The sequence below is a fragment of the Acuticoccus sp. MNP-M23 genome (assembly GCF_031195445.1).
Taxonomy (GTDB): Bacteria; Pseudomonadota; Alphaproteobacteria; order Rhizobiales; family Amorphaceae; genus Acuticoccus.
Genome location: NZ_CP133480.1, coordinates 2,792,944 through 2,804,984, shown reverse-complemented (window position 1 = coordinate 2,804,984; position 12,041 = coordinate 2,792,944). Strand labels below are relative to the sequence as shown.

Sequence of the window (12,041 nt, the reverse complement as noted above, 5' to 3'; positions counted from 1 at the left end):
CGGAAGATTGTCGCAACTGTCCATTTGGGCTAATCCCTGTTCCCCAACGGACTTTTTCCGGACCCGGCCGCGCCGAAGCGCGCTTTCAAAATGTCGTCTGCCGATGAAGGCGTGAATTGATGCCCAACGGACAACCAAGAATTCTCATCTATTCGCACGATTCCTTCGGCCTGGGGCATCTGCGCCGCTGCCGCGCGATCGCCCATGCGATGGTCGGCGACATGAGCAAGCTGTCGGTCATCATCTTGTCCGGCTCGCCCATCATCGGCAGTTTCGAATTCCGCTCGCGGGTGGATTTCGTCCGCGTGCCGGGCGTCATCAAGCAGCGCAACGGCGGCTACTCGGCGCTCTCCCTCCAGCTCGACATCGAGCACACGCTCAAGCTGCGCGGCTCCATCATCGAGCACACGGCAGAAGTGTTCGACCCGGATATCTTCATCGTCGACAAGGAGCCGCTGGGCCTGCGCGGGGAGGTGGAACCCACCCTCAACCGCTTGCGCGACCAGGGCACCCGCCTGGTGCTCGGCCTGCGCGACGTGATGGACGACCCGATCAGCCTTGCCGATGAGTGGGCGCGCAAGAACGCCGTCCACGCGCTGGAAGAGATCTACGACGAGATCTGGGTTTACGGCAAGGAAGAGGTCCACGACCCGCTGCAGGGCATCGACGTCTCCAAAAAGGTGCGGGACAAGATGGTCTACACCGGGTACCTGCGGCGCGACATTCCGGTGGTGGATTCCGGCACCGACGAGATCCCGTTCGACGGCGAACCCTACATTCTGGTGACGCCCGGTGGTGGCGGCGACGGGATGGAGCTGGTGGACTGGGTGCTGCGCGCCTACGAGGCCCACGAGAAGCCGCTGTTCCCCGCGCTCATCGTGCTGGGTCCTTTCATGCCCGCCGAGGCGCAGGCGCAGTTCAAGGCACGCGCCGAAGCGCTACGCCTCGTCCACATCATCCGCTTCACGCCCACCATCGAGCGGCTGATGGCAGATGCCACCGCCATTGTCGGCATGGGCGGCTACAACATTTTCTGCGAGATCCTGTCCTTCGACAAGCCGACGCTGCTGGTGCCGCGCGTAGTGCCGCGGCGCGAACAGGCGATCCGCGCTGCCAATGCGGAGAAGGTCGGCCTCGTCACCTCGCTTCCCATCGACGCCTACCCGGACGTCGACATCATGCTACAGGCGCTGGTGGAGCTGCCGGAGCGGGCGCCCCCCTCAGCCGCTGGTGTTGGCGATCTTCTCTCCGGGCTGGACATCATCAACCAGCGCACGCGCGACATTCTCAAAAAAGGACGGCAGCCCGGGCAGCCTCCGCTGACGCTCGTACGCTGATGACCGCCACATCGCGGGCGCAGAAGGCCGGCCGGATTGCGGTTGTGGTCAAAGGGTATCCGCGCCTGTCGGAGACCTTCATCGCGCAGGAAATTCTCGGCTTGCAGCGGATGGGGTTCGACCTCCTCATCGTCTCGCTGCGCCACCCGACCGATGGCGCGCTGCACGACCTTCACCACGAGATCACCGCCCCCGTCCTCTACCTGCCGGAGTATCTGAAGGACGACCCGCCACGGGTGCGCGCCGGGATGAAGGCGGCCAGCGCCCTCCCCGGCTTTGCCGACGCGGAAGGCGCCTATGCCGCCGATCTGGCGCGCGACCCTTCCGCGAGCCGCCGGCGCCGCTGGGGCCAGGCCGCGGTGCTTGCCGCCGAGCTCCCGGCCGATGTGGCGCAGATCTACGTCCACTACCTCCACACCCCGGCTTCCGTGGCGCGGTACGCAGCAAAGATGCGCGGGCTGCCCTTTGCCTTCTCCGCCCACGCCAAGGATATCTACACCACACCGCAGTGGGATTTGCGCACCAAGATTGCCGATGCCGCATGGGGTGCGACCTGCACCGCCTACAACGCCCGCGTCCTGCGCGCTCTGTCAGACGACCCCGCCAAGATCGACCTCGTCTACCACGGGCTCGATGTCGCGCGTTTTCCAGAACCGCCCGCCCGTGTGGCGCACACCGGTGAGGCGGGCGATCCCATCGAGATCGTCAGCGTCTGCCGGGCGGTCGAGAAGAAGGGCCTCGACGATCTGCTCCGCGCCCTTGCGAGATTGCCGGAAGGCCTGCACTGGCGCTTCAGCCATATCGGCGGCGGTGCGCTGGTGCCGGACCTTCAGGCACTGGCGGACCGGCTGGGGCTTGGCGCGCGCGTTGCCTTTCTCGGCTCCATGGCACGGGACCGGGTGATCGAGACCTACGCCGCGGCCGACCTCTTCGTTCTTGCCAGCCGGATCGCGAAGAACGGCGACCGGGACGGGCTGCCCAACGTGATCATGGAAGCCATGGCCATGGGACTTCCCGTCATTTCCACGGCGGTTTCCGCAGTGCCCGAAATCGTGACGCCGGAAACCGGCATTCTGGTGCCCGAACGCGCACCCGAAGCACTGGCGAAGGCCGTTGAAGTGCTGGCGGCAGACCCTGCAAAGCGGCTTGCGTTGGGCGCAGCGGGCGCAGTCCGGGTGCGCGCCGACTTTTTGCCTGTCGCCGGGTTCGAAACGCTGCGCAGCCGCCTTCTGCGGGTCGGGGCAGCTGGCGCCACCGGATGAAGGTCGCACTGCTGACGCCGATGAAGCCGCCGGATGCGTCAACGCCGTCAGGCGACCGGACCTTCGCACGGCTGATCCTGAAAGCCCTTGCCACGGGCGGTCACACCGCAGCCCTCGCCTCCCCGTTCGTCACCCGGTGCAATGCGCCGGAGGACCTTGCGGCCATCGAGGCCGAGGCCCCGCGCGCGCTGGCGAAAACCATCGAAACGCTTTCGTTCAAGCCGGATATCGTTTTGACCTACCACAACTACCACAAGGCGCCGGACCTGCTGGGCCCCCGCCTCGCCGCCCACTACGGCGCGGCCTATGCGATTGTCGAGGCAAGCCGGTCGCCGCGGCAAGCAACCGGCCCCTGGGCCGAAGGCTTCGCACGCGCCGACGCTGCGCTGGCGGCCGCCAACGCTGTGGGGGCGGTCACCGCACGGGACCGGCCGGCGCTGGCCGATTTCGTCCCGCACGCGCTCGTGCCCTTTCAGCCTTTCATCGACACGGCCCCCTTTGCCGCACCGCACACCGGTTCACCGGGTGGCCGGCAGATCGTATCCGCCGCCATGATGCGGCCGGGGCGCAAGGCCGACAGCGTCGCGCTGCTCGCCAGCGCTTTTTGCAAGGTTGCGGGCGAAATGCCGGAGGCATCGCTGACCATTGCCGGCGACGGACCGGAGCGGGCACGGCTGGAGCCGCTGTTTGCGCCAGGTACATTTGTGGGCCGGCTTGCCGAGGCAGACCTTGCCGCGCTGTTTGCAGGCGCTGATCTTTTTGTCTGGCCGGCCATCGAAGAGCCTTTCGGCTTCGTCTTTCTGGAGGCGCAGGCCGCCGGGCTTCCGGTGATCGGCGGCGCAGCGCGCGGCGTGGTGGATATCGTCAGGGATGGCGGTGTGCTGGTCCCGCCCGGCAAGACCGATGCGCTGGCCGCGGCCATCCTCGCGCTCCTGTCGAACCCCGCGCGCCTGAGCGCCACCGGGAAGGCTGCCCGGTCGTTTGCCGCCGCAAACGACCTTGGCGCAGGCGCCGCACGGCTTGATGCGCTGTTTGCCCATGCCAGGCGCCGCCACACCGCGGCCCTCCGGCAATGAAGCGCGTTCTCATCTGGGTGCAGCACCTGCTGGGCACGGGCCATACGGTGCGCGCCACCGCCATCGCCCGCGCGCTGAAGGCGGCCGGCGCCGAGGTGACGCTGGTGCTGGGCGCCGCGTCGCCCGCAACGCTCGACCTCTCCGGCCTCGAAATCATCCAGCTCCCGCCGGTTCTGGCCACCGATGCCTCGTTCCACTTCATCGAAGCTGCGGACGGCACCCCCTACGAGGCGCTGGCTGCCGACCGGACCGCAGCGCTCCTTGCAGCGGTCGAGCGGTTGCGGCCCGATGTGTTCCTCACCGAGAGCTTCCCCTTCGGCCGCCGCCGCTTCGCCGGCGAGCTGGAGCCTGCACTCACCGCCGTGCGGGCAAACGGTGGACGCACCGCAAGCTCCATCCGCGATGTTCTGGTGCGCAAATCGGCCGCGAAGCAGCAGGCGATGGCACAATGCGCCCGCCAGATGTTCGACCGTGTACTCGTCCATGCCGACCCGCGGTTCGTGACGCTGGGCGACAGCTTTTCGACCGCCGATGGGATTGCGGATCTCATCCGCTACACCGGCTTCGTGGATGGCAAGGCCCGCCCGGCCTTTGCAAGCGCGCGCAGCGGCATTGTGGTGTCGGCCGGCGGCAGTCAGGTGGGCGCGGGCCTCCTGTCGGCTTCGGTGGATGCCGCCATCCGCAATCGCGGGCGCAACTGGCGCATTCTGGTGCCGCCCTCGCTGGCCGACAATGCCGCCCATTGGCGCGAGGTGGCGCCGCCCAACGCCATCATCGAAGACAACCGCGCCGACTTCCGGGAGCTTTTGGCCGGCGCTGCAATCTCGGTCAGCCAGGCGGGCTACAATACCGTGCTCGACGTTCTGAGCGCCGGTCCGCGCGCTGTCTTCGTGCCATTTGCCGAACACGAAGAGACCGAGCAGACCGACCGGGCCGCCGCGCTCGCCGCACGCGGCCTTGCCGGCGTGCTTCCGGAGAAGAAGTTGACGCCGCGCACCCTGTTGATGGCAATTGCGCGGGTGGTGGAGGCGCCGCCGCCCCCCCGCCTGACGCTGGATCTGGATGGCGCCCGCCGCAGCGCGGCCATTTTGCTGGAGGGCCTGTGACCCCGCTTGCGCAACTGGAATCTCACCTCGACCGGAGCGTTGCAGCGCCCCGTGTGTTCTGGTGGCGGGACGACGACGCCGTGCTGCCCGGCCCGAAGCTCGACCGATTGGCCGATTGTGCAGACCGCGCAGGCGCCCCGCTCGCCCTTGCAGCGATCCCCGCCCGCGCCAAACCGGCCCTGCTGGCCTTTGCCGCCAGCGCCGACATTTCCATTCTCCAGCACGGCGTTGCCCACGAGAACCACCAGAGCACCGGCAAGGCGGCGGAGCTGGGCGACGGGCGGCCCGTTGCCGCGATCATCGAAGGGCTCACCGCGGCCCGCAGGCGTCTTGCCGGCGAAGCGTTCGTCCCCGTCCTCGTGCCGCCCTGGAACCGGATGCGGCCCGAACTTGGCCCCGCCCTTGCCGATGCCGGCTATATCGGCCTCTCACTTTACGGCGAAGGCACCACCCAATTGCCGCTCCGGCGCGTCGACACCCACATCGACCCGATTGCCTGGCGCAGCGACCGCAGCCTTGCACCGGACGCTGCCCTTGCCGCGATGATCGACAAGGCCATCGCGCAAGACGGCCCCATCGGCATCCTCACCCACCATATCGACCATGACGACGCCATCGAGGGTTTCGTCACCGAGCTTGCCGCGCTGGTGGCACGGCACCCCGGCGCACGGTGGGCCGGGGCGCGCGAGCTTTTCGGCACCGCGCCATGAGCGATCCCTTCATCCCCATCGAAGGGCTGGCGAACCACCAGGGCCCGCTGTTCGGCCTCGACCTTGGCAGCAAGACCATCGGCATTGCGGTGGCGGACGATGGCTGGCACATCGCCTCGCCGCTGCAAACCATCCGCCGGACCCGGTTCGCAGCCGATGCAGCGGACCTTATTGCCCTTGCCGACCGCTACAAGGTGACGGCCTTTGTGGTCGGCCTGCCGTTCAACATGGACGGGACGGCTGGCCCGCGCGTCCAGTCCACCCGTGCCTTTGCCCGCAATCTGGCAAAGCTCGACCCGCGGCCGGTGGTCGGCTGGGACGAGCGCTGGTCCACCGTCGAGGCCACGCGCACGATGATTGCCGCCGATGTCTCGCGCGCGAAACGGCAGGAATCAGTGGACAAGATTGCGGCCGCCCTCATCCTGCAAGGCGCACTCGACCGGTTGCGCGCCATCGGCCTCCCCACCCGCGATCGCTGACGCGGGCGGCGCAAACCCTTGCCCGCCGGGCGCGCGGATGCTTTTTTCAGGCAACGCTGGCATCAGCCGGCCCGGCCAACACCGCGCCCGGACAAGCCGGGCCATGAGGGAACCACAATGCTCAAGGGTCTCGACCCGCGCCTTGGCGCAGACGTCCTTTACGCGCTCCGCTCCATGGGCCACGGCGACACCGTAGTCATCTGCGACGGGAATTTTCCCGCCGATCACATCGCAAGGCAGACCGGCCTTGGCGACCTCATCGCCATTGCCAACGTCTCCGTTCCGGATGCCATCGAGGCGATCCTCTCGGTGCTTCCGGTGGAAGATGCTGCCCGCATGGAAGTGATGGGCGCACCGGACGAGATCCCCGCAATCCAGGCCGAGGTGCAGGCGCTGCTCGACCGGCACGAGCCCTCCGCGGGCCAGTTGCGCGGTATCGAGCGGTTCGCATTCTACGAGGAAGCCAAGAACGCCTATTGCGTGATTTCCACTGGTGAGCGGCGCTTTTACGGCTGCATCATCCTCACCAAGGGCGTGATTGCACCCGATGCTTGAGCGGGGGCGCTGACATGGGCCGCGTCGCGGTTCTCGGCATCTTCAATGCCGACCTCACCTTCGAGGCGGGGCGCCTGCCCGCCATGGGCGAGACCATTCTGGGCGAAAATTTCCGCCTTGGCCCAGGCGGCAAGGGTTCCAACCAGGCCGTTGCCGCCGCGCGCGCCGGGGCCACCGTGTCCATGGTCACGCGGATTGGTAAGGACGCCTTCGGCGAAACCGCGCTCGCCACCTGGCACGCCGACGGCATTGCAACCGACGCGGTGATCCGCGACGACGCGCGGCCCACCGGCACGGCGTTCATCTTCGTCTCCACCCAGACGCGGGACAACGCAATCATCGTGGCAAGCGGCGCCGCCGGTGCGCTGTCCCCGGCAGACATTGACGGCGCACGGGAAGCCATTGCGGGTGCCGACGTGTTCGTCACTCAGCTGGAGCAACCGATCCCGGCTGCTGAACGCGGGCTTGCCCTTGCCAGGGATGCCGGCGTCACCACCATCTTCAACCCGGCCCCGGCGGCCGAGGTGTCCGATGCGCTCCTGGCACTATGCGATTACGTCACCCCCAACCAGGGTGAGGTGGCGGCGCTGACGGGCCTCCCCGCCGGCACGCTGGAGGAGGCGCGGATTGCCGCCGAGCATCTGCGCAGGCGCGGCGCCCGTGCCGTGATCGTGACGCTGGGCGAACTTGGCGCGCTGTACCACGACGGCACGGTGAGCGAGCTGGTCGAAGCGGTTTCGGCCGGCCCCATTGAAGAGACCACAGGTGCGGGAGATTGTTTCAACGGTGCGCTGGCGGCGGCCCTCTCGGAGGGTGCCATGCCGCTGGAGGCGGTCCGCTTTGCGTGCGCTGCGGCGGGAATAGCGGTCACGCGGGCCGGTGCATCGGCCGCCATGCCGAACCGGGCAGAGATCGACGGGCAGCTCTAGCGCCTGATCAGGCCCCGAGAATCAGAAAGCCGGCCTTTGCGGGGCCGGCTTTCTTTGAAAAATCCTCGGAGGATTTGTCATGATGGTCAGGCGATGTTGCGGCCGCGAACAACTTCCGGGATCTGTTCCCGGGTCAGGCCGATGTCGCGCAGCTGACCGTCGGACAGGCGGGACAATTCTTCGGTGGTTTCAACGGTGACGCGCCAGTTATGGAAGGCGCGGGAGATACGATCGAACATTTCAATTCCTCATTGTGCGGTGCGATATGCGATGCACCCCATATGAGGTAGGGCTGGCGCGATGTGACCCCCGATAAGATCATGGCTGCCCTGAGATAGGCGCAGGCGCTCCGTTAACGCCTGCGCAAGGTTCGCGCGCGGCGCGCCCTACTCGGCCGCCACCTTGCGCGGCCCGCGCCGCCCCAGAAGCTCGGCAAGATACTGACCCGTATAGCTTTTCGCGACCTTCATGACCTTCTCGGGCGTGCCGGCTGCGACAATCTCGCCGCCCCCGTCCCCGCCCTCGGGACCGATGTCGATCACCCAGTCCGCGGTCTTGATGACCTCGAGGTTGTGCTCGATCACCACCACAGTATTGCCTGTGGAAACAAGCTGCTGGAGCACTTCGAGCAATTTTGCCACATCGTGGAAATGGAGCCCCGTGGTCGGCTCGTCGAGAATATAAAGGGTGCGGCCGGTGGCGCGCTTGGAAAGCTCCTTGGCGAGCTTGATGCGCTGGGCCTCGCCGCCGGACAGCGTGTTCGCCTGCTGGCCAATACGGATATAACCGAGACCGACCTGGTTCAGCGTCACCAGCTTGTCGCGCACCGCGGGCACGGCCTGGAAGAACTCGCCCCCCTCCTCCACCGTCATGTCCAGAATGCCGGAGATGGACTTGCCCTTGAACTCGATCTCCAGCGTCTCGCGGTTGTAGCGCTTGCCCTTGCACACATCGCACTCGACGTAGACGTCCGGCAAAAAGTGCATCTCGATCTTGATGACGCCGTCGCCTTGGCACGCCTCGCAGCGCCCACCCTTGACGTTGAACGAGAAGCGCCCCGGCCCGTAGCCGCGCGCCTTGGATTCCGGCAGCCCGGCGAACCAGTCGCGGATCGGCGTGAAGGCGCCGGTGTAGGTGGCGGGGTTGGAGCGCGGCGTGCGGCCGATGGGCGACTGGTCGATGTCGATGATCTTGTCGAGGTGTTCGAGCCCCGTGATCTCGTCGTGCGCCGCCGGCTGCTCGCGGTTCTTGTTGAGCTTGCGGCTGACGGCGCGGAACAGCGTCTCGATCACCAGCGTCGACTTGCCGGAGCCCGACACGCCGGTGACGGCGGTGAACAGCCCCAGCGGGATCTCGGCCGTGACGCCATTGAGGTTGTTGCCGGTGGCGTTGACCACCCGGATCTCGCGGCCCTTCTTGCGCGGCCGCCGCTTTGCGGGCGCCGGGATTTCGCGCACGCCGGACAGGTACTGCCCGGTGAGCGAGTTGGGGTTGGCGAGGATCTCGTCCGGCGTGCCCTCGGCGACAATCTCGCCGCCGTGGACACCGGCGCCGGGGCCAACGTCGAGCACATAGTCGGCGGCGAGCACCGCGTCCTCGTCATGCTCGACCACGATGACGGTGTTGCCGAGATCGCGAAGCCGCTTCAGCGTCTCGATCAGGCGCGCGTTGTCGCGCTGGTGGAGGCCGATGGACGGCTCGTCCAGCACATAGAGCACGCCGGTCAGGCCGGAGCCGATCTGTGAGGCGAGCCGGATGCGCTGGCTTTCCCCGCCCGAAAGGGTGCGGCTGCCGCGCGAGAGCTGGAGATAGTCGAGCCCCACATCGTTGAGGAACCGCAGCCGCTCGCGGATTTCCTTGAGGATCGCGCGGCCGATCTCGTTCTGCTTTTCGGTCAGGTGCTCGGGCAGTTCCTCGAACCACGGTGCGGCGTCGCGGATGGAGAGCGCGGTGATCTCGCCGATGTGCGCGGTGTTGATCTTCACCGCCAGCGCCTCGGGGCGGAGGCGGTAGCCGTTGCACGCCTCGCACGGCGCGTCGGACTGGAAGCGGGACAGCTCCTCGCGCACCCACGTGGATTCGGTCTCGTTCCAGCGGCGCTCGATGTTGGTGATCACGCCCTCGAAGGTCTTGGACGTCTTGTAGGCGCGCATCCCGTCATCATAGACGAACTGGATCTTTTCGCGCTTGGAGCCGTAGAGGATCACCTTCTTGATATCGTCCGCGAGGTCCTTCCACGGCGTCGTCATCTCGGCGCCATAGTGGGCGGTCAGCGATTCCAGCGTCTGGGCATAATAGGGGCTGGTGTTGCCGGTTTTCGCCCAGGGGAGGATTGCGCCATCGGCCAGCGTCAACGTGTCGTCGGGCACCACAAGGTCCGGCTCGAAGCGCAAGGTGGTGCCAAGGCCGTCGCAGGTGGGACAGGCGCCGGTGGGGGCGTTGAACGAGAACAGCCGCGGCTCGATCTCGGCGATGGTGAAGCCGGAGACAGGGCACGCGAACTTTTCCGAAAACACCATCCGGCGCGGCTCTTTGCCATCCTTCTCGTCCGCAAACTCGGCAATGGCGATGCCGTCGGCAAGGCGCAGTGCCGTCTCTATTGAGTCGGCAAGGCGAGTCGCAAGGTCCGGCCGGGTCGACACGCGGTCCACCACAATGTCGATGTCGTGCTTGAACTTCTTGTCGAGCGCCGGCGCTTCCTCGATCTCGTGGAAGGTGCCGTCGATCTTGACGCGCTGAAACCCCTTCTTCTGCAGCTCGGCAAGCTCCTTGCGGTACTCGCCCTTGCGGCCGCGCACGATGGGGGCAAGCAGGTAAAGCCGCGTCTTCTCCGGCAGCGCCAGCACCTTGTCGACCATCTGCGAGACCGTCTGGCTCTCGATCGGCAGCCCCGTCGCCGGCGAGTGCGGCACACCGATCCGCGCCCACAGAAGGCGCATGTAGTCGTAAATCTCGGTGACGGTGCCGACGGTGGAGCGCGGGTTCTTGCTCGTCGTCTTCTGCTCGATGGAGATGGCAGGCGACAGGCCGTCGATCTGGTCGACGTCCGGCTTCTGCATCATTTCCAGGAACTGGCGTGCATAGGCCGAGAGGGACTCGACGTACCGCCGCTGCCCCTCGGCATAAATGGTATCAAAGGCCAGAGAGGACTTGCCCGAGCCGGACAAACCGGTGAACACGATCAGGCTGTCGCGGGGAAGCGACACGCTGACGTTTTTAAGGTTGTGCTCTCTGGCCCCTTTGACGACGAGTTGCCGTTCGGGGACGACACGCTTGCGCTGTTGCATGGGCCATCAATAAAGATCTGATCAGCCTTGAACCTGTGCCCCTGTCCGGCTCGGGTCAATGGCTGACGACGGGTAAGAGTGGCGAGGCACCATGGATCAATTGACGCTGCACATCGGTCATCAGAAGACCGGCACGACCAGCCTGCAATTCACATTCCGCGACAATGCCGCTCTACTGGCCGAGCATGGCCTGCATTTCTGGGACGGTCACCCGGCGCATCACCCCATGGCGCGCAAATTCCATGCGCCGCTCACCACACAAGGCGACCACCGTGTGGTCCGCAATTTCGTTGAAGCGCTGAAGGCGACATCATTGCCGCAGGCGATGATATCCACAGAGACGTTCGTCCGCCTCACCGATGACGAGGTGAAGGCGCTGGTGGCCCTGCTGCGCCCGCTGGCCAAAACGCTGAAGGTGCTGGTGTACGTGCGCCACCCGGTCGGCTTTGCGTCTTCGGCCGCGCACCAGCGCGTGCGCATGGGCGGCCGGCTGGCCCAGGCTGAAGAAAATCCCGGTATCGTGCCGCTGCGGATGATCCTCAAGCGCTGGACCGACGCGGTCGGGCCCGAAAACATGATCGTGCGCCCGTTCGACCGCGGCCTCCTGAAAAATGGCGACGTGATCGACGATGCGCTGGACGTTCTCGGCGTCGGCGCGGTGGCGCCGAAGCTGGTGCGGGTCAAGACCAACGAGGCGCTGTCCGTGATGGGCATCTATCTGATGGACCGGGCGCTGGCGATTGGCGGCGAAAAGCTGCCAACCGCGGTCGGCCGCGCGTTCGATGCCATCGGCGGGCCGAAATATGTGCTGCCGGAGGCTTCGCTGGAGATTGCACGCAAGGCCGGCGCTCCGGAGCTTGCGTTTCTGGAACGCGAATTCGGCGTGGTGCTGCCGGAGCCGACCGTAACACCGACCGATCCGCCGCACCTTTCCGAAGATGAGCTGGAATCCCTTGCCGGCGTCATCCTCCAGTCGGCGCAATATGCGTTCGACCTCACCAAATCCCCGGCGGGTCGCCTTCTGGAAATGAAGTCGCCGTTTGCACTCTATGACGTGAAGCCGCATCCGCTGACGCCGTGGATCACCCGCCTGGGGCTGATGCCGTATTTTCGCGGCGAGACCGGTGCGCGCAAGAAGGCGAGGACCGGAGCTGCCCCCGGCAAGAAGAAGCCGGGCGCGGGGCCAAAACCCGCCGGCAAGGGCAAGCCGGGGGGCAAGGCAAAGCAAGGCGCGAAATAGCAGCGCGCCGCAGCTCTTTGGCTGCTGCATCTCTGCAATGCAGCAGCAGGGGTTTGCGGC

At 66.6% G+C, this 12,041-nt stretch carries 11 protein-coding genes; 9 read left to right on the top strand and 2 right to left on the bottom strand.

Annotated elements, in window-relative coordinates; all coding sequences use genetic code 11:
- Positions 1-119: 119 nt before the first annotated feature.
- From RDV64_RS12970 to rbsK, 8 genes are all read left to right on the top strand, one after another.
- Entirely contained in the window at positions 120-1,337 is a 1,218-nt protein-coding gene (locus RDV64_RS12970; protein WP_309195344.1) for a glycosyltransferase, read from the top strand.
- Positions 1,337-2,599, top strand: coding sequence for a glycosyltransferase (locus RDV64_RS12965; protein ID WP_309195343.1), 1,263 nt, complete (start codon positions 1,337-1,339; stop codon positions 2,597-2,599). Before RDV64_RS12970 ends, RDV64_RS12965 begins: the two co-directional genes overlap by 1 nt.
- A complete protein-coding gene (locus RDV64_RS12960; protein ID WP_309195342.1) occupies positions 2,596-3,675 on the top strand; it encodes a glycosyltransferase family 4 protein in 1,080 nt (359 codons plus the stop codon). Before RDV64_RS12965 ends, RDV64_RS12960 begins: the two co-directional genes overlap by 4 nt.
- Positions 3,672-4,781, top strand: coding sequence for a glycosyltransferase (locus tag RDV64_RS12955; protein ID WP_309195341.1), 1,110 nt, complete (start codon positions 3,672-3,674; stop codon positions 4,779-4,781). Before RDV64_RS12960 ends, RDV64_RS12955 begins: the two co-directional genes overlap by 4 nt.
- Positions 4,778-5,491, top strand: a complete 714-nt coding sequence (locus RDV64_RS12950; RefSeq protein WP_309195340.1) for a polysaccharide deacetylase — start codon at positions 4,778-4,780, stop codon at positions 5,489-5,491. The genes RDV64_RS12955 and RDV64_RS12950 overlap by 4 nt, the downstream gene beginning before the upstream one ends.
- A complete protein-coding gene (gene ruvX / locus RDV64_RS12945; RefSeq protein WP_309195339.1) occupies positions 5,488-5,970 on the top strand; it encodes a Holliday junction resolvase RuvX in 483 nt (160 codons plus the stop codon). The genes RDV64_RS12950 and ruvX overlap by 4 nt, the downstream gene beginning before the upstream one ends.
- A 117-nt stretch (positions 5,971-6,087) precedes the next feature.
- Positions 6,088-6,525, top strand: a complete 438-nt coding sequence (locus tag RDV64_RS12940; protein ID WP_309195338.1) for an RbsD/FucU domain-containing protein — start codon at positions 6,088-6,090, stop codon at positions 6,523-6,525.
- Positions 6,526-6,539: 14 nt separating this feature from the next.
- On the top strand, positions 6,540-7,454 hold the full coding sequence (gene rbsK, locus RDV64_RS12935) for a ribokinase (RefSeq protein WP_309195337.1): 915 nt from the start codon (positions 6,540-6,542) through the stop codon (positions 7,452-7,454).
- Between the two features lie 86 nt (positions 7,455-7,540).
- On the opposite strand, the gene RDV64_RS12930 is transcribed toward rbsK, so the two are convergent.
- Positions 7,541-7,693 carry a DUF1127 domain-containing protein gene (locus tag RDV64_RS12930; protein ID WP_309195336.1) on the bottom strand — a complete coding sequence of 51 codons (153 nt, stop codon included), beginning with the start codon at positions 7,691-7,693 and terminating at the stop codon, positions 7,541-7,543.
- Positions 7,694-7,840: 147 nt separating this feature from the next.
- Positions 7,841-10,741 carry an excinuclease ABC subunit UvrA gene (gene uvrA / locus RDV64_RS12925; protein WP_309195335.1) on the bottom strand — a complete coding sequence of 967 codons (2,901 nt, stop codon included), beginning with the start codon at positions 10,739-10,741 and terminating at the stop codon, positions 7,841-7,843.
- Between the two features lie 91 nt (positions 10,742-10,832).
- Here uvrA and RDV64_RS12920 point away from each other — a divergent pair, with 91 nt between their 5' ends.
- On the top strand, positions 10,833-11,981 hold the full coding sequence (locus tag RDV64_RS12920; protein ID WP_309195334.1) for a hypothetical protein: 1,149 nt from the start codon (positions 10,833-10,835) through the stop codon (positions 11,979-11,981).
- Positions 11,982-12,041 lie beyond the last annotated feature (60 nt).